The organism is Mesorhizobium sp. WSM3860, assembly GCF_002294995.1.
Lineage (GTDB): Bacteria > Pseudomonadota > Alphaproteobacteria > Rhizobiales > Rhizobiaceae > Mesorhizobium.
Genome location: NZ_NSGF01000006.1, coordinates 138,395 through 154,628 on the forward strand (window position 1 = coordinate 138,395; position 16,234 = coordinate 154,628).

The 16,234-nt window shown below is 64.0% G+C and carries 16 protein-coding genes; 6 read left to right on the forward strand and 10 right to left on the reverse strand.

Features of this window, described 5'->3' with window-relative positions; all coding sequences use genetic code 11:
* Window positions 1–4: 4 nt before the first annotated feature.
* Window positions 5–1,429, reverse strand: a complete 1,425-nt coding sequence (locus tag CK220_RS12610) for a PLP-dependent aminotransferase family protein (RefSeq protein ID WP_095811839.1) — start codon at window positions 1,427–1,429, stop codon at window positions 5–7.
* A gap of 102 nt (window positions 1,430–1,531) precedes the next feature.
* Between CK220_RS12610 and CK220_RS12615 the strand changes: the two genes are divergently transcribed.
* The gene (locus CK220_RS12615; RefSeq protein ID WP_095811966.1) at window positions 1,532–2,395 is read left to right on the forward strand and encodes a DMT family transporter; all 864 of its coding nucleotides are present in this window, start codon (window positions 1,532–1,534) and stop codon (window positions 2,393–2,395) included.
* Window positions 2,396–2,404: 9 nt separating this feature from the next.
* Here the strand turns inward: CK220_RS12615 and CK220_RS12620 are convergent, their stop codons facing one another.
* Genes CK220_RS12620 through CK220_RS12630 form a run of 3 tightly spaced genes read right to left on the reverse strand, consistent with a single transcriptional unit; the run spans window position 2,405 to window position 4,811 of the window.
* On the reverse strand, window positions 2,405–3,445 hold the full coding sequence (locus tag CK220_RS12620; RefSeq protein WP_095811840.1) for a zinc-dependent alcohol dehydrogenase family protein: 1,041 nt from the start codon (window positions 3,443–3,445) through the stop codon (window positions 2,405–2,407).
* A 20-nt stretch (window positions 3,446–3,465) separates the two neighbouring features.
* Window positions 3,466–4,116 (reverse strand): maleylacetoacetate isomerase, encoded by a 651-nt coding sequence (gene maiA, locus CK220_RS12625; protein WP_095811841.1) that lies wholly within the window; start codon window positions 4,114–4,116, stop codon window positions 3,466–3,468.
* Window positions 4,113–4,811: a fumarylacetoacetate hydrolase family protein gene (locus tag CK220_RS12630; protein ID WP_095811842.1), complete on the reverse strand. Its 699-nt coding sequence runs from the start codon at window positions 4,809–4,811 to the stop codon at window positions 4,113–4,115. The genes maiA and CK220_RS12630 overlap by 4 nt, the downstream gene beginning before the upstream one ends.
* A 225-nt stretch (window positions 4,812–5,036) precedes the next feature.
* Between CK220_RS12630 and CK220_RS12635 the strand changes: the two genes are divergently transcribed.
* Window positions 5,037–5,720 carry a response regulator transcription factor gene (locus CK220_RS12635; RefSeq protein ID WP_095811843.1) on the forward strand — a complete coding sequence of 228 codons (684 nt, stop codon included), beginning with the start codon at window positions 5,037–5,039 and terminating at the stop codon, window positions 5,718–5,720.
* 9 nt (window positions 5,721–5,729) lie between these two features.
* On the opposite strand, the gene CK220_RS12640 is transcribed toward CK220_RS12635, so the two are convergent.
* Entirely contained in the window at window positions 5,730–7,070 is a 1,341-nt protein-coding gene (locus CK220_RS12640) for a hybrid sensor histidine kinase/response regulator (protein WP_095811844.1), read from the reverse strand.
* Between the two features lie 7 nt (window positions 7,071–7,077).
* Window positions 7,078–8,265, reverse strand: a complete 1,188-nt coding sequence (locus CK220_RS12645; RefSeq protein WP_141245128.1) for an FIST N-terminal domain-containing protein — start codon at window positions 8,263–8,265, stop codon at window positions 7,078–7,080.
* A gap of 260 nt (window positions 8,266–8,525) precedes the next feature.
* Between CK220_RS12645 and CK220_RS12650 the strand changes: the two genes are divergently transcribed.
* The 4 genes from CK220_RS12650 to CK220_RS12665 all read left to right on the forward strand — a co-directional run bounded on the left by CK220_RS12650 (window position 8,526) and on the right by CK220_RS12665 (window position 13,536).
* Window positions 8,526–9,026, forward strand: coding sequence for a (2Fe-2S)-binding protein (locus CK220_RS12650; protein ID WP_095811846.1), 501 nt, complete (start codon window positions 8,526–8,528; stop codon window positions 9,024–9,026).
* Between the two features lie 126 nt (window positions 9,027–9,152).
* On the forward strand, window positions 9,153–11,501 hold the full coding sequence (locus CK220_RS12655; RefSeq protein ID WP_095811847.1) for a xanthine dehydrogenase family protein molybdopterin-binding subunit: 2,349 nt from the start codon (window positions 9,153–9,155) through the stop codon (window positions 11,499–11,501).
* A 12-nt stretch (window positions 11,502–11,513) separates the two neighbouring features.
* Window positions 11,514–12,311 (forward strand): xanthine dehydrogenase family protein subunit M, encoded by a 798-nt coding sequence (locus CK220_RS12660; protein ID WP_095811848.1) that lies wholly within the window; start codon window positions 11,514–11,516, stop codon window positions 12,309–12,311.
* A gap of 202 nt (window positions 12,312–12,513) precedes the next feature.
* The gene (locus CK220_RS12665) at window positions 12,514–13,536 is read left to right on the forward strand and encodes an acyltransferase (protein ID WP_095811849.1); all 1,023 of its coding nucleotides are present in this window, start codon (window positions 12,514–12,516) and stop codon (window positions 13,534–13,536) included.
* A 6-nt stretch (window positions 13,537–13,542) separates the two neighbouring features.
* Here CK220_RS12665 and CK220_RS12670 read toward each other — a convergent pair whose 3' ends face one another.
* From CK220_RS12670 to CK220_RS12685, 4 genes are all read right to left on the reverse strand, one after another.
* Window positions 13,543–14,028: an SRPBCC family protein gene (locus CK220_RS12670; RefSeq protein WP_095811850.1), complete on the reverse strand. Its 486-nt coding sequence runs from the start codon at window positions 14,026–14,028 to the stop codon at window positions 13,543–13,545.
* Between the two features lie 123 nt (window positions 14,029–14,151).
* On the reverse strand, window positions 14,152–14,646 hold the full coding sequence (locus CK220_RS12675) for a GNAT family N-acetyltransferase (protein WP_095811967.1): 495 nt from the start codon (window positions 14,644–14,646) through the stop codon (window positions 14,152–14,154).
* A gap of 14 nt (window positions 14,647–14,660) precedes the next feature.
* Window positions 14,661–15,422, reverse strand: a complete 762-nt coding sequence (locus CK220_RS12680; RefSeq protein ID WP_095811968.1) for a copper homeostasis protein CutC — start codon at window positions 15,420–15,422, stop codon at window positions 14,661–14,663.
* Between the two features lie 181 nt (window positions 15,423–15,603).
* Complete coding sequence (locus CK220_RS12685) at window positions 15,604–16,035, reverse strand: cupin domain-containing protein (RefSeq protein ID WP_095811851.1); 432 nt, start codon at window positions 16,033–16,035, stop codon at window positions 15,604–15,606.
* Between the last annotated feature and the right edge of the window lie 199 nt (window positions 16,036–16,234).

Consider the following 16,234-nt stretch of genomic DNA (forward strand, 5'->3'; position numbering starts at 1 on the left):
CCTCCTATGCTGCGCCTTTGCGGCGGGACGCCGCCATTGCTCTCTCAAGCACCCTGAAGATGCGCTCATCCGCGCATTGGGCGACGTTGAAACGCATGAAGCGGCCGGCGATGTGCGACAGGCTGAAGGCGTTGCCGGGCGCCAGCACGACATTGTCCGTCAGCGCATAGCGAGCGACATCGGCGGCGTCGATGCCGTCGGGCAGGCGGCACCATAGGAACATGCCGGCCGGCTGGTCGATCCAGGGCATGATGCCCATGGCTATCAGCCTGCCGGCGGTTTCGGCCATGGTGCGCGCCAGGCGGGCGCGCAGTTGTTCGACATGCTTGCGGTAGCTGCCGTCCTTCAGCAGAGTCAGCACCAGTTCCGAGGAGAGCCTCCCGCCGCCGAAAGTCGTGGCGATCTTGAGGTCAATCAGCCCTTCCATCCAGTCGCATGGCGCGGCGATGAAGCCGCAGCGCACCGAAGCTGACAGCGTCTTGGAGAAGGAACCGATCTGGACGACGCGTCCAAGGCCATCGAAGGCCGCCAGCCGCGGCGCCGGCGTGTTCTCGAAATCGGCGAAAATGTCATCCTCGACGATGGCGAGATCCGATTGATCGGCAAGCTTGAGCAGCCGGTGCGCTATAACCGGCGAGAGCACCGCGCCCGTCGGGTTGTGAAGCGCGGAATTGGTGATGTAGAGGCGCGGCCGGTGCTCGGCGAGCGCTTGCGCGAATAGGTCGATATCGGGTCCGGACGGCGTCATAGGAACGCCGACGACCTTGGTCCGATGGGCGCGCAGCAGCGCGTGAAAATTGAAGTAGCAGGGATCGTCGACCAGCACAGTGTCGCCAGGCTCGAGGAGGAAGCGGCACAGGAGGTCGATCGCCTGCGTCCCGGACTCGGTGAGCATGATCTGGTCAGGCGAAGCCTCGACGCCGCGCGCCGACAGGCGGCGGGCAAGCAACTGCCGCAGTGCCGGCAGGCCAAGGGGCGTGCCGTAGTCGGCAAGCGTCGCATCGTCGGTTCGTGCGGCGCCGCGCAGTGCTCGCCGCAACGCGGCCTGAGGCATCCAGGAGGCCGGCAGCCAGCCACAGCCCGGTTTCAGCATGTCGTCGCGTGCCTCCAGCGCTTGCCGCGAGACCCAGAGCGGGTCGACGGCGCGGTCAAGCGGCGGGCCGATCTCGGCCAGCGACAGCGGCGCAAGCGGGCCGGCGGCAAAGAAGCCGGAGCCCGGCCGCGAGCGGATCGTGCCTTCCGCCGCAAGCCGCTCATAGGCCTCGACCACGGTCGACTTCGACACCTGCATCGTGCCGGCGAAGGCGCGGATCGAAGGCAGGCGCGCGCCCGGCGTCAGGATGCGCGCGGCGATGCGCTGCCGGATTGCCGACATGACGGCTTCGACGAGCGTTCCGGCATTGGCAGCTTTCGGGTCGGGCCTGTCCATCTGTACTTCCCTGCGAACCATTACAGTTTTGGCGAATTGTACTCCATTGTCTCTGGCAACGCCATGCGCTGCGCCGGTATGGAAGCCTAAACGGAGCGGATGATGGATAAGAGTTTCAACGGCTGGCTCAACGGCTTCATCGGCGTGCTGATCTTCAGCGGCTCGCTGCCGGCGACGCGCGTGGCGGTGGTGGATTTCGACCCGACATTCCTGACGTCGGCGCGTGCGGCGATCGCCGGCCTGCTCGGCATCGCGATGCTATTCCTGTTCCGCGAGAAGCGCCCGGATCGCGGGGATCTGGTCTCGCTGGTCGTCGTTGCGCTGGGCGTCGTGGTCGGCTTTCCCCTGCTGACGGCGCTGGCGCTCAAACATGTCACGGCGGCGCATTCCATCATCTTTGTCGGCCTGCTGCCGCTGGCGACAGCGGTCTTCGGTGTGCTGCGCGGCGGCGACCGACCGCGCCCGGCCTTCTGGCTGTTCTCCTGCCTGGGCAGTGCGCTCGTCGCGGGTTTCGCGCTGTCGCAAGGCGTGACGGCCTCACCGGTCGGCGACGGCTTGATGCTCGCCGCCATCATCGCCTGCGGACTGGGCTATGCGGAAGGTGCGGCGCTGTCGCGCAAGCTCGGCGGGTGGCAGGTGATCTGCTGGGCCTTGGCGCTGTCGCTGCCCGTCATGCTGGCGCTGAGTTTTGCGACCCTGCCGCCGTCTTTTGCCGCGGTCGGCTCCGGCGCATGGATCGGCCTCGGCTATGTCTCGCTGTTCAGCATGCTGATCGGCTTCGTGTTCTGGTATCGCGGCCTGGCGCAGGGCGGCATCGCCGCGGTCGGGCAATTACAACTGCTGCAGCCCTTCTTCGGCCTGGCGCTCGCGGCGAGTCTGCTGCACGAGCAGGTCAGCCCGCTGATGGTGGTGGTCACGCTCGGCGTGGTGGCCTGCGTGTTCGGGGCGAAGAAGTTCGCTAGGTAGCGAGCCTATTCAAAACTTCGTCACCACGCCGATGCCGATGCCCTCGAAGCCGCCCATCGCCATCAATGCGGCCGGCGCTTCCTCGAGGCTGATCCTTTTGCCGACCAATAGTTCGGGCTTGAGCTTGCCGGTGCGGATCATGTCCATCATCGCCGAATAGCGGTAGGCCTGCATGCCGTGGCTGCCGAGGATTTCGAGCTCGAAGGCGATCACCTTGTCCATCGGCACCTGTGGGCGGGCATGCTCGCCCAGCATCAGCCCGACCTGAACGTGACGGCCGCGCCGACGCAGATTGGCGATCGAGTTGAAGCAAGTGGTTGGATGGCCGAGCGCATCCATCGACATATGCGCGCCGCCATTGGTGAACTGCTTGACGGCCTTGACAACATTGGGCGTGGTCGAGGCGTTGATCGTCGCGACCGCGCCGATCTTTTTCGCAAACTCCAGCTTCTCGTCGGTAAGGTCGATGGCGATGACATTGGCGCCCATGGCGCTGGCGATCATGATCGCCGAGAGGCCGACGCCGCCGCAGCCATGCACCGCCACCCACTCGCCGGGCGTCACCCGGCCCTGGTCGACGATGGCGCGGAAGGAGGTGACGAAGCGGCAGCCGAGGCTGGCGGCAGTGGCGAACTCCATCTCATCGGGCAGGCGTACGAGATTGGTGTCGGCATGCTCGATGCCGACATATTCGGCGAACGAGCCCCAGCCTGTGAAGCCCGGCTGGGTCTGGTACTCGCAGACCTGATGGTTGCCGGAGTTGCATTCGAAACAGCGGCCGCAGCCAACGGCGAAAGGCACGGTGACGCGGTCGCCGGCCTTCCAGCGGCTCACCTGCTTGCCGGCAGCGACGACGACGCCCGCCAGTTCATGGCCGGGGACATGCGGCAGCGTGATGCCGTCGTCATGGCCCATCCAGCCATGCCAGTCGCTGCGGCAAAGGCCGGTCGCCTCGACCTTGATGACGACGCCATCCGCCGCCGGCTTGGGGTCCGGCACGGTCTGGATCGTCGGCGCTTCGCCGAATTTCTCGAAGACGACAGCTTTCATGGGGAGAGTCCTTGTAGGTGCTATTCTGCGTCGATCTGATTCTGCGGCGCTGCCTTCCGGAAGGCGGTAAGTGCCATGCAGGCGGCGTGGATGCGCGAGATCACCGGATAGGCCGCCATGTCGACGCCGAAACGAGCATTGTTGGTGACCTGGGCTGCGAGGCAGATATCGGCGAGCCCCGGTGCATCACCATGGCAGAACCTGCCGGTCTCGGGCGAAGAGGCCAGAATCTTTTCAAGCGGCTGGAAACCTTCATTCACCCAATGCCGGAACCAGTTGACGACATCCTCGTCGCCGGCGCCGAACAAAGTGCGCAGCGACGTCAGCACGCGCAGATTGTTCACCGGATGGATGTCGCAGGCGATCATCTGCGCCAGCATCCGGACCCTGGCGCGTCCCAGCGCATCCTTGGGCAGCAGAGTCGGCTCGGGCGCGATCTCGTCGAGATATTCGATGATCGCCAGCGACTGGGTTAAAAGCGTTCCGTCGTCGAGCACCAGCGCCGGCACCAGTCCTTGCGGATTGACCGCGAGATAGGCGGGTTCGAGATGCTCGCCGTGGCGCAGATGGTGGGGCACATAGGTGTAGGCAAGCCCCTTCATCTCCAGCGCGATCCGCACCCGGTAGGAGGTGGAGGAGCGATAATAGTTATGGAGGACGAGGTCGCTCATCGATTCGGCTGCCCGACGGTTACTTCGACGGCGCCGATGCCGTCGACGCCACCAGTGATCTTGTCGCCCGCCTGAACCGCGCCAACGCCGGCCGGCGTGCCGGTGAAAATCAAATCGCCTGGCTGGAGCTCGACGGCCTCGCTGCAGATCGAGACGACATCGGCGACCGGCCAGATCAGCTCGGCGAGGTCGCCGTCCTGTTTTACGTCACCGTTTACAGCGAGCCAGATGCGGCCCTTTTCGGGATGGCCAGACTTTGCGACCGGAAGCAGCGGGCCGCAAGGGGCGGAGAAGTCGAACGCCTTCGACCAGTCCCAGGGGCGGGCCGCTTTCTTCGCCTGGTCCTGCAGGTCGCGGCGAGTGAGGTCCACGCCGACGCCATAGCCCCAGACATGCGCGAGCGCCTCGGTGCGGGGAATGCGGAAGCCGGGCTTGCCGATCGCCACGACCAGCTCGATCTCATGGTGGAGATTGGCGGTCAGCGGCGGATAGGGGATCTCGGCGCCGCTGTCGACCACGGCGTCGGCCGGCTTGGTGAAGAAGAATGGCGGGTCGCGCTCGTCATTGCCGAGTTCTCGCGCATGCGCCGCGTAGTTGCGGCCGACGCAGAAGATGCGGCGCACGGCAAACCGTTCCGCCGAGCCGGCCACGGCGACCGAAGCGATCGCGGGCGGAGGGAGGACGAAGTCTGGCATGGGCTGTCTCTGTATTGATGTGACTCGCCGACACCTTCGGCCGATTTCGACGGACGGGCAAGGCTCCATGGCCTCGGACACGTCGGCCCTGTCGTTTCACCGACAATGTTCTGTACGATTGGGGACCCTATACCATTGGGCGCTATACTATTTGGCAATAATCTGGCCATGGTCACGGGACTATTCTGTGCTGGACGAAACCGAAGCAATGCCCGAACCGATGCAATGACCTCCGTCAACGAGCGCGCCCGCTTCCTGATCATCGACGACCATCCTCTGTTCCGCGAGGCGCTGCACAGCGCCGTGCAGATGGCCTATCCGGAAGTCGATACGGTCGAGGCCCGCTCGATCGCGGAAGCGATCGATCTTCTCGCCGACGCAAAGCCGTTCGACCTTGCGCTGCTCGATCTCAGCATGCCCGATGTGCATGGCTTCGAAGGCCTATTGCAGCTCAGGACCCGCTATCCGCGCCTGCCGGTGGTAATCGTGTCCGGCTATGAGGAGCCGAAGATCATTTCGGAAGCACTGTCCTACGGTGCTGCCGGTTTCATACCGAAATCGGCGAGGAAGAGCGATCTCGCCGCCGCCATCCGCTCGGTGATGGACGGCGCGGTCTATGTGCCGGAAACCTATGGCGGACAGCCGCCGGACCCCGACAGCACCGACCGCGCCGACATGGTGCAGCGCCTGGCCACGCTGACGCCGCAGCAACTGCGCGTGCTGCAGATGCTGAGGCAAGGCATGCTGAACAAGCAGATCGCCTACGAGCTGCAGGTCGGCGAAACCACGGTGAAGGCGCATGTCTCGGAGATACTGCGCAAGCTCAACGTCTACAGCCGCACGCAAGCGGTGATCGAGGTCTCGAAACTGGACAATGCGGAGCTTTTCAGGGATCAGGCGGGGTTTTGAAGCGGAACTCTAAGCCAACAGATGCGCAAGCAGCGCGCGCAGCTGTGCCGGTTTCAGCGGCTTGCGCATAAGCTCGATGCCAGCGGCTCGGGCGGCCTTGGCGACGAACTCGGAGCCGTCGGCGGTGACGATCAGCGCCGGCACGGGGCGGCCGAGATAGTCACGCACTTCGGCGATCGTCGCGGTGCCCAGGTCGCCGCCGTCGAGATGCTGGTCGGCGATGACGATGTCGGGAACCCAATCGGTGTCTCCCAGCAGGTCGAGCGCATCGTCGGTCGAGGTGGCGGCACGCACCAGGCATTCCCAGCGCTCGAGCAGCGAGGTCATGGCGCTCAGCACGTCGGCGTCATTCTCGACCAGCAGCACCTTGGTGCCGAACAGGCCGTAGCCGCGCGGCCTTTCCATATCGGCGCTGCCTGCCGCCGGTTCAGCCGCGGCGCTCATGCCGACCGGCACGTCGATATGGAAGATGGTGCCGCGTCCCACTTTTGAGGAAAATGTCACGGGATGGCCGAGCGCAGCCGCCATGCGCCGGACGATGGCGAGTCCCAGCCCCAGCCCTCCTGTCAGTCCGCCATCGGCAAGCGTGGAGGTGCCGCGATGGAACTCCTCGAACACCGCCTCGCGCTGATCGTCGGGGATGCCGCAGCCCGTGTCGGCCACGTCGATGCGGATGATGTCGCCCCGATGCCTGGTGCCGACCAGCACGCCGCCCGAGCGGGTGTAGCGCAGCGCGTTGGAGAGGATGTTCTGCAGGATGCGGCGCAGCAGCGTGCGGTCCGAACGCACGACGGCATTGACCGGCCGGAACTTCAGCGACAGTCCTTTCTTCTGCGCCTCGGGCAGAAAATCCGAGCGCAGCGAGGAAAACAGCGCCTCCATGCTGACGTCGCCGATTTCGGGCTGCACCACGCCGGCGTCGAGCTTGGAGATGTCGAGCAGCGTGCGCAGCAGGTCTTCCATCGTTTCCAGCGAGCGCTCGACCTGACGGACGAGTTTCTTGCCTTCCTCACCGGTCTGGACTTCGGCGAGCGCCGAGACCGACAGATGCGCGGCATTGAGCGGCTGCAGCACGTCGTGGCTGGCGGCGGCGAGGAACCTGGTCTTGGAAAGGTTCGCCAACTCGGCGGTTTCCTTGGCGGCGACGAGATCGATGTTCGACTGCTCGAGCCGGCGCAGCGTCGCGTGCAGTTCCTCGGTGCGGGTGCGCACCCGGTTCTCCAGCGTGATGGCGGTCTGGAACAGCGAGAAGGCGTTGCCTTGCTGGTCCATCGAGCGCTCGACGCGGCTGACCAGCGCGGCATTGATCTTCTTCAGCTTTTCGAGGTCATTGATGTCGCGAAGCGGCATGGCTGCACTACTCGGCGGGCTGACGCTCGCCGAAGGCGATGCCGGTAAAAGTCTGGTTGAGATGCATCGAGCGGTACTGCTCGCCATAGGTGCCGAAGCCGATGATTTTGTTGGCCCGGTAGAGTTCCGAAATGTCGCGGAAGACCTGGCGGTTGAGCGCGTCGAGCCTGCGCAGCACGCAGTCGAAGCCGAGCACCATGTCGATGCCGCCGAGCTTGCGCTCGACGTCAAGCAGGGCGGCGCGTGTCGCTTCCACCATGTTCTTGGGTTGAGCGATGGACAGAACGACCCCGTCCTCGATGGCGCAGAAGAAGGATAGCGAGCCGTCGGCATGCATGCGCTGGATTGAGCGGCAATAGTATTCGCCGCCGACCTTCACCACGACAGGGTGGGAAGCAAAGTTTAAGGGTGTCAGCATCTGCGGCACGATGCCGACGGAGGCGGCATATTCCTCCGCCGCGTTGGTGGCATTGAATTCGCGCACGATGCGATGATCGGGATCGGACGCCGTCACCACCAGCTTCTGCTCGGTGGGAATGAAATTGTCGGTCTTGAAGACGTGGAACGGGATTTCGGTCGCGATCAGCACGATGATTGCGCTGTCGCAACCGACCTTGCCGTTCGAGATCAAACTGGTCGTCTCGAATTTCAGGTCGTCGCCGGCGGAGCCGCCGATCAGCGGAATGTCGTCCAGCCCCCAGTGGATGGCCGAGGTGACCGCTTCCTCGGCATAGGATAGCCCATCGATGAAGCAGAGCGCGAACACGCTGTTTTTGCGCTCCTGGCCGTCGCGGCCGCGCAGCAGGCGCCGCAGCGCCGTGACCTCGCCGGTGATCCGGTCCATGCCGGAGGATGAGAGGTTCTCGACCATGGTGCTGACGGTCGAAAATGATGCCGAAGGCAAAAGCAGGGCAAGTGCATGGCCTTCCTCAAGCCCTTGCGGCGTGATCTCGCCGGCTGTCGAGCAGCCGGCATAGGCCAGCGCCGGCGCATGCAGCTTCAGCGCATGCGTCAGTGCCGACGCGTCGACAAGGCTTTGGGAGAAGAAGAGCAGTGCGAAGCCGGCGTCGACGGCCGCGGCTTCGGCCGCGATTGCCCGGGCAAAGGCATTCGGATCGGGCTCATCTGTGGTGAGCGCCGAGAGGCCGCATGCGTAGCGCGTGCTCGAACTGGCCAGCTTGCCTTCTCCCGCAATTCCTCCAACGCTGTTTTTGTGCGTGTCTTCTTTTGCGTGTCAGGCACGCCTGCGTCGAGGGCATCTTTGCCTTCAATTGCGGCTTTGGCAATGGGCCGACTGCTGCGGCGCACGGAGCTTTTGTCATAATCGAAAGTACAATGGAAAGAGCGCTGGCAGGGGTGTTTTGGCCGTTGTACGGTATCGAAATAACGCACTGCCGACGCACAAGCACGGCATCGGCAACGCGATGGACCGAGGTTATACCCAGGGGAGGTTGCATGTCGGACGTGTCGTTGACGGTTAATGGCAGACGGGTCAGCGGGAACGCCGAAGACCGAACGCTGCTGGTGCATTTCCTGAGGGAACACCTCGGCCTTACCGGTACCCATGTCGGCTGCGATACCTCGCAATGCGGCGCCTGCCTCGTGCATGTCGACGGCAGGGCGGTGAAATCCTGCACGATGCTCGCCGTCCAGGCATCGGGGTCGACCATCGTCACCATTGAAGGGCTTGCGAACGGCGCCGACCTGCATCCGGTGCAGGCGGCCTTCAAGGAGCATCACGGGTTGCAATGCGGCTTCTGCACGCCGGGCATGATCATGGCGGCCACCGACATGATCGCCCGCCACCCCGAAGGTCTCGACGAGGCTACCGTGCGCGCCGAGCTCGACGGCAATATCTGCCGCTGCACCGGCTACCATAACATCGTCAAGGCGATCCTCGCCGCATCGCAAGCGATGGCGAAGGGCGCCAAGGGCAAGGCCAGGCAAGCGGCGTGAAGCCCGAGTGAGTAGCGAATAGTGAGTAGCGAGTAGTCGGGCTTACTTTTCCGGCCTCCACTCTGACCGTTCCCTACTCACTATTCGCTACTCACTACTCGCTTTTCTACGGGAGGAATTTCCGCAATGGGTATCGAAGGCGTCGGAGCCCGCGTGGCGCGCAAGGAAGACAAGAGGTTCATCACCGGCGGCGGCCGCTATGTCGAGGACATGGTGGTTCCCGGCATGAAACACGCCGTGTTCGTGCGCAGCCCGCACGCGCATGCAGAGATCAAGAAGATCGACGTAAGACAAGCGCAAGCGATGCCCGGCGTCGTCGGCGTGCTGACCGGCAAGGAGCTCAAGGCCGACGGCATCGGCAATCTCATCTGCGGTTGGATGATCCATTCCAAGGACGGCACGCCGATGAAGATGGGCGCCTGGTCGCCGCTCGCCGTCGAAAAGGTGCGTTATGTCGGCGACGCCGTCGTCATCGTCATCGCCGACACCAAGGGCCAGGCGCGCGACGCAGCCGAAGCGGTCGAGATCACCTACAAGGAACTGAAGGCGGTGGTCGAGGCGACCAAGGCGCTCGAAAAAGGCGCGCCGCAGGTCCATGCCGAAGCCGAGAACAACCTGATCTTCGACTGGGAACTCGGTGACGGCAAGGCAACCGACGCCGCCATCAAGTCGGCGGCCCATATCACGCGCATGAAGATCGTCAACAACCGGCTGGTGCCGAATGCCATGGAGCCGCGCGCGGCGCTCGGCCACTATGACAAGGCCGAGGACCATTATACCTGCTGGACGACTTCGCAGAACCCGCACGTCGCGAGGCTGGTGTTGAGCGCTTTTTACAATGTCGCGCCGGAAAACAAGCTCAGAGTAATCGCGCCCGATGTCGGCGGCGGCTTCGGCTCCAAGATCTACATCTATCCGGAAGAGATCGTCTGCCTCTGGGCGTCGAAGAAGACCGGCGTTCCAGTCAAATGGGTCGCGGACCGCACCGAGAGCTTCCTTGCCGATGCGCATGGCCGCGACCATGTCTCGACGGTGGAGATGGCTTTCGACAAGGACAACCGCATCACCGGCCTCAAGGTCGACACGATCGCCAATCTCGGCGCCTACATGTCGCTGTTCTCGTCCTGCGTGCCGACCTATCTCTACGCAACGCTGCTGTCGGGCCAGTACGACATCCCAGCCATCCACGCCAATGTGCGCACCGTCTACACCAACACCGCGCCGGTCGATGCCTATCGCGGGGCAGGGCGGCCGGAGGCCACTTACGTCCTCGAGCGCTTGATGGAGGCGGCCGCGCGCGAGCTTGGCGTGTCGCCGGCAGAGCTCAGGCGCAAGAACTTCATCACCTCGTTCCCGCACCAGACGCCGGTGATCATGAACTATGATGCCGGCGACTATGCCGCCTCGCTCGACGCGGCGATGAAGGCTGCCGACTACGCCGGCTTCACCAAGCGGCGGCAGGACGCCGCCAAGCAGGGCAAGCTGCGCGGCATCGGCATGAGCTGCTACATCGAGGCTTGCGGCCTCGCGCCGTCGGCGGCGGTCGGTTCGCTTGGCGCCGGCGTCGGTCTTTGGGAATCGGCGGAGGTGCGCGTCAACGCCGTCGGTACGATCGAGGTGCTGACCGGCTCGCACAGTCATGGCCAGGGCCACGAGACGACCTTCGCGCAACTGGTCAACCAGCGCTTCGGGGTGCCGATCGATTCGGTTTCGATCGTCCATGGCGACACCGACAAGGTGCAGATGGGCATGGGCACCTACGGCTCGCGCTCGGGCGCCGTCGGCATGTCGGCCGTCGCCAAGGCGCTCGACAAGGTCGAGGCCAAGGCCAAGAAGATCGCTGCGCATCTGATGGAAGCCGACGAGGGCGACATCGTCATCGAGAATGGCGAGGTCAAGGTCGCGGGCACCGACAGGAGCTTGCCCTGGGTCCAGGTGGCGCTCGCCGCCTATACCGCCCACAATCTGCCCGCCGGCATGGAGCCCGGCCTGAAGGAGACGGCCTTCTACGACCCGTCCAATTTCACTTTCCCGGCCGGCTGCTACATTTGCGAGGTCGAGATCGATCCGGAAACCGGCCTGACGGAAATCATCCAGTTCGTCGCGGCCGACGACTTCGGCAACATCATCAATCCGATGATCGTCGAGGGCCAGGTGCATGGCGGCATCGCGCAGGGCGTCGGCCAGGCGCTACTCGAGGGCGTGCATTATGACGCCAGCGGCCAACTGCTGACGGCAAGCTACATGGACTACACCATGCCGCGCGCCGACGACCTGCCGTCGTTCAATGTCTCGACCTCGAACACGCCATGTCCCGGCAATCCGCTCGGCGTCAAGGGCTGTGGCGAGGCTGGCGCGATCGGCTCGCCGCCGGCGGTGATCAACGCCATCACCGATGCGCTCGGCGTCGTCGACATCGCCATGCCGGCATCGCCGTCGACCGTGTGGTCGACAATTCAAGCCAAGAAGCACTGAGGAGGAGCAAAGATGTATTCGGTCAACTATCATCGCGCCGCCTCGGTCTCCGACGCCGCCAAGCTGTTGAAGAGCGGCGATGCCAAGCTGCTTTCCGGCGGCATGACGCTGATCCCCGCAATGAAAACGCGGCTCGCAGCACCTTCCGACCTCGTCGATGTGTCGAGACTGAAGGAACTGCAGGGCGTCAAGGTGTCCGGCAAGACGGTCACCATAGGTGCCGCCACAACGCATTATGACGTCTCCACCGACGAGAATCTGAAGAAGGCCTGCCCGGCGCTTGCGCATATGGCCTCGCTGATCGGTGACCCGGCGGTGCGCTACAAGGGCACGATCGGCGGCTCGATCGCCAACAACGATCCGGCGGCCGATTATCCTGCGGCGCTGCTGGCGCTGGGGGCAACCATCATCACCAACAAGCGCGAGATCGGCGCCGACAAGTTCTTCAAGGGGCTGTTCGAAACGGCGCTGAAGGAAGGTGAGATCATCACCGCGGTGACCTTCACCCCGCCTGCAAAGGCTGCCTACCAAAAATTCCGCAACCCGGCCTCGCGCTATGCGATCGTCGGAGTGTTCGTGGTCAAGGGCAAGGATGGAGTGCGGGCAGCGGTGACCGGTGCCGGCGCCGACGGCGTCTTCCGCTCCAAGGAGATAGAGGCAGCGCTGGCGAAGAATTTCGACGTCTCGGCGCTTGATGGTCTCAAAGTGTCCGCCAAGGGCTTGATGAGCGATATCCATGCCTCGGCCGATTACCGCGCCAACCTGATCGCGGTGATGGCGAAGCGCGCAGTGGCCGCGGCCATCGCCTGAACGCTCTCGGCCTGGATGAAAGAAGGGGCCGCCGCGGCCCCTTTTTCTTTTGTATGCGCAATCACTTGGCAGGAACTGCCTGGGAATTCGCGGCTTCGCACTTGCACAAGATTATCCCGCACTGCAAAATAAATTCGGCGGGAAGCGAAGCGGTTCCAGGCACGGCTATTCGTGCCGGGACCTCGAGTTGCGAAGGACGGGCATGACCGACATTTCCGCGACGGCCGGTGTCCTGCCGCTGGCCACAGCCGACAAAGCGGCACGGGCAAGGCTGGCCTATCTCGACGGCTGGCGCGGCCTGTCGATCGCGCTGGTACTGATCGGCCATTTCTTTCCGATTCCCGGCATCAATCTCGGCGTGCTCGGCGTCGAGTTCTTCTTCGTGCTCAGCGGCCGGCTGATGGGGGAAATCCTCTTCGTCGAGCGCTTTCCGCTGAAGAAATTCTTCAAGCGACGCTTCGCCCGCGTCTACCCAGCGCTGCTGGTGTTTGTGATCGCCGCTATGGTCGGGCTGTCCGGCACCTTCATCGCCTTCAAATGGAAGGCGGCGCTTACCGCGCTCACATTTACCTACAACTATGCCGGCATTCTCATCAATCGCGCGGGCGCGCTCGACCATATCTGGTCGCTAGCCATCGAGGAGCATTCTTATGTCATCCTGGCGCTGATCAGCGTGGTGGTTTCCCGGCGTGCGAATGTCGTGCGCCTCCTTGTCGTGCTGTCGCTGCTTGCCATGGCCAACGGCGCCATCTCCTACTGGGTCTTCGGCATGGACTACGAAACCAGCTACTGGCGGACCGACGTGCATATCGCCTCGATCCTGCTGTCGGCGGCGATCTGCCTGCTCAAGGCCGATGGACACCTGCCGGCATTCCTCAGGAACCGGCATCTGGCGCTGGCGACCGCCGTGGCGGCAATCTTGCTGTTCCTCGATCCGGTGCCGACGCCCTTGCACTATCTGCTGGGCGTGCCGCTGCTGGCGCTCGCCGTCAACACGCTCGACTTCGCCGGCGGCTATCTGACCGGCTTACTGTCGTCGCGGCCGATGGTAAGGCTGGGGCTGTGGTCCTATTCGCTCTATCTTTGGCAGCAGCCCTTCTACAAATTCGTCTATGACCGCCACGTCGCGCCGATCCCGATGCTGGCCGCGGTCTTCGCCTGCGCGCTGGCGAGCTACTACATCGTCGAGAAACCGGCGCGCGGCTGGCTCAACCGCAATTGGTGAGGATGGTCAGGCCTTGCCGGTTCTTTGTGCGGCGAGATAGCGCCGAAGCCCGGCTTCGCCACGAGGTGTGGTCCAGCGGTGATTCCACGCGAAAGCCGGTCTGAGCAAGGGTGCCAGGAGTTTGAGGATCGGCCGCTCCACGATGACCTGCCAGGTGAGCTTCACATGCGTTCCGCTTCCGGCTGGCGACAGCTCGGCCCGCCACAGGCCGTCGAAATCACCGAAGGTCTTCACCACCACCAGCCGGCCAGGCTCGAGCTCCGCGGCCTCGATGATGAAGTTCAGCTCGTAGGGCAGGGCGCCTCGCGCCCTGGCTCTTGCCCGTGACCCGACGACCGCCTTGCCCTTCTTGTCGAGCGGCACGACTTGCTTGTAGGCGTCGCCCCACCAAAGCGGCAGCAACGCGGCGTCGGACAGAACGTCCCACACTTCCTGCGGCGTGGCATCGGGAATGTTCCAACTCTCGTCGAAGCGGAAGACGTTGCTTGGCATGACGTCACGCCCCCTGCACGCGAAGGCGATACATTAGCTGCAGCTTCTGTTTGTGGCCAGTGCGGCCGCCGCACGAAACCTTGTGGCGCATGGTTGAAAGCCTCTGGCTTTCAGGGCCATGCGCTAGTCGATCGGCTTGGCGTAGTAACGCACCGACTTCCTGCCGCCGTGGATCACGGCATCGCCGACCTCGGAAAAGCCAAGCGCGGCGTGAAAGGCATCCGAGGCGGGGTTTGGTGGATCGGCATTGACCTCGCAGGTTATGATCGTGTGACTTGCGCGCCTGACATGCTCGAACAGATCCTCGTAGAGGCGGCGGGCATGGCCACGGCCGCGCGCTTCGGCCGCGACCACCACCCGGTCGACATAGACGAAGCGCGGATAGCGCTCCCGAAACCAGAGGAAGTTCGGGCTTTCGTAGCTGGCGTCCTGATCGAAGCACATTATGAAGGCTTCGAGCGTCCCGATGCGGCGCGTGTAGAATGCCTGCCCGATCAGGCATGACAGCCGCTCCGGCTCCAGCCAGGACAATTCGGCGGCATGCTCGTTGTTGAGAGCGAGAATGGCGGCCTCGTCGGCAGGCGAAATGCGTTCGATCGGCAAGCGATCTTTGGACATCGTCAGTTCCGGCATCAGACCCTCGCGGCCGCGATCGTTGCCGCCGCTAAGTCCTGGTCGGTCACCGTGTTGCGGTATTCGCGATCGAGGTCGGTGCCGCCCATGCCGACATGCGGATTGCGGTAGCGCATTGCGCTCGGCACGTCGGCAAGCGCGGCGAAATGCATCTCGGTCAGCCCGGTTTGCCGGCGGACTTCGCCGATATTGTCGGGCGCCAGCCCGCCGCAGCCGAGGATGATGATGCGTGCGCCGGCCCGGCGAACCAACCGCGCGAGCAGATCGACACCCTCCAGCGCCGTGTCGCGCTGGCCGCTGGTCAGCACGCGGCCGACCTTGCAGCGGATCAGCGCTTCGAGCGCTTCGGCCGGGTCACGCGTCATGTCGAAGGCACGGTGGCAGGTGACGTTGACGGGGCCGGCAGTCCGCACCAGTTCGCTCATCCTCGCTTCATCGATTGCGCCGTCGGCGGTCAGGCAGCCGACGACGACGCCGGCCACGCCGAGATCGCGCAGCGCGCCGATATCGGCCAGCATCGATTGGTATTCCGCCTCGCTATAGAGAAAATCGCCGCCGCGCGGACGCACGATGACATGGAACGGAATGGTGGCGCGTTCGAGTGCTACGCGCACCGTGCCGAGGCTCGGCGTGATGCCGCCTTCGACGAGGCTGGCGCAAAGCTCGACCCGGTCGGCGCCGGCGGCCTGCGCGGCAAGCAGCCCGTCAATGCCTTCGACGCAGAGTTCGATCAGGGGCCTTTGAGCGTCGGTCACCAGCATCTTTCCATGTTGAAGGAAGCGCAGCCCTAGCATTGGGGCGATTGAGGCGAAAGCCGCATCAATCGGTCCAACAAGCGAAAGCGATCGTTTTCCGCTTCCGGATTTGTTCGGCGCGAAGTTATTGATTGCTCAAGCCTTGGAGCGGCCGCGTGACCGCGGACAGCTGAGCCCCGTTGCCTCGCTACTGCTTCAGGATTGTGTTCTTCGCGCCCTGTTCGACCTGGTCGATCACCAGCAGCTTCACCGGATCGCTGCCGATATTGGTCGCCTGATGCCACTGGCCGATCATCTCGACGATGAAATCGCCGGTCTTGTAGGTGCTGCTGTCCCCGGTCTCGACATTGGTGACCTTGAGGGTGCCTGCCTCGACGTAGGCATAACGCGGGAAGGGATGCTTGTGCACCGGCAGCGTCGCCCCGGGCGCGATCTGGTAGGCCGAGACCTGGACCTCGACATTCTTCTGCGGCAGCTTGATCGGCTGGCCGGATGCCGTCGTCGTCTTCGACGCCAATGGCGTCACGACAACAGGTCTGCCGGCACTGTCCAGAGCGGTGGCGGTGGTTGCATAAAAAGCGGCCGCCAGCAGTAGCGCCGATGCCGGAATGTTTCGCACGATTTTCCTCCCGAAATGATCGGCAAAATCGCCTAAGCGCTATCGACACGCAAGGAGAAAGGATTTGGGGCTTCTCGGGCTCCATGAACTATCAGCTGCCAGATCCCTTTCAGATCCGCCCCGCACTTGGGTGATGCCGCACCCAGTCTTGATACACCGGAATCGTCCCCTAGTTAGTTCCGCGGGCGTAGTCGCGAGT

Excerpts from the sequence above, each read along its gene's own strand:
- CK220_RS12660 (WP_095811848.1), top strand. The coding sequence starts at position 11,514 with ATGTATTCGGTCAACTATCATCGCGCCGCCTCGGTCTCCGACGCCGCC.
- CK220_RS12635 (WP_095811843.1), top strand. The coding sequence starts at position 5,037 with ATGACCTCCGTCAACGAGCGCGCCCGCTTCCTGATCATCGACGACCAT.
- CK220_RS12640 (WP_095811844.1), bottom strand. The coding sequence starts at position 7,070 with ATGCCGCTTCGCGACATCAATGACCTCGAAAAGCTGAAGAAGATCAAT.
- CK220_RS12630 (WP_095811842.1), bottom strand. The coding sequence starts at position 4,811 with ATGCCAGACTTCGTCCTCCCTCCGCCCGCGATCGCTTCGGTCGCCGTG.
- CK220_RS12670 (WP_095811850.1), bottom strand. The coding sequence starts at position 14,028 with ATGCCAAGCAACGTCTTCCGCTTCGACGAGAGTTGGAACATTCCCGAT.
- CK220_RS12675 (WP_095811967.1), bottom strand. The coding sequence starts at position 14,646 with ATGTCCAAAGATCGCTTGCCGATCGAACGCATTTCGCCTGCCGACGAG.
- maiA (WP_095811841.1), bottom strand. The coding sequence starts at position 4,116 with ATGAGCGACCTCGTCCTCCATAACTATTATCGCTCCTCCACCTCCTAC.
- CK220_RS12655 (WP_095811847.1), top strand. The coding sequence starts at position 9,153 with ATGGGTATCGAAGGCGTCGGAGCCCGCGTGGCGCGCAAGGAAGACAAG.
- CK220_RS12615 (WP_095811966.1), top strand. The coding sequence starts at position 1,532 with ATGGATAAGAGTTTCAACGGCTGGCTCAACGGCTTCATCGGCGTGCTG.
- CK220_RS12620 (WP_095811840.1), bottom strand. The coding sequence starts at position 3,445 with ATGAAAGCTGTCGTCTTCGAGAAATTCGGCGAAGCGCCGACGATCCAG.
- CK220_RS12665 (WP_095811849.1), top strand. The coding sequence starts at position 12,514 with ATGACCGACATTTCCGCGACGGCCGGTGTCCTGCCGCTGGCCACAGCC.
- CK220_RS12610 (WP_095811839.1), bottom strand. The coding sequence starts at position 1,429 with ATGGACAGGCCCGACCCGAAAGCTGCCAATGCCGGAACGCTCGTCGAA.
- CK220_RS12680 (WP_095811968.1), bottom strand. The coding sequence starts at position 15,422 with ATGCTGGTGACCGACGCTCAAAGGCCCCTGATCGAACTCTGCGTCGAA.
- CK220_RS12650 (WP_095811846.1), top strand. The coding sequence starts at position 8,526 with ATGTCGGACGTGTCGTTGACGGTTAATGGCAGACGGGTCAGCGGGAAC.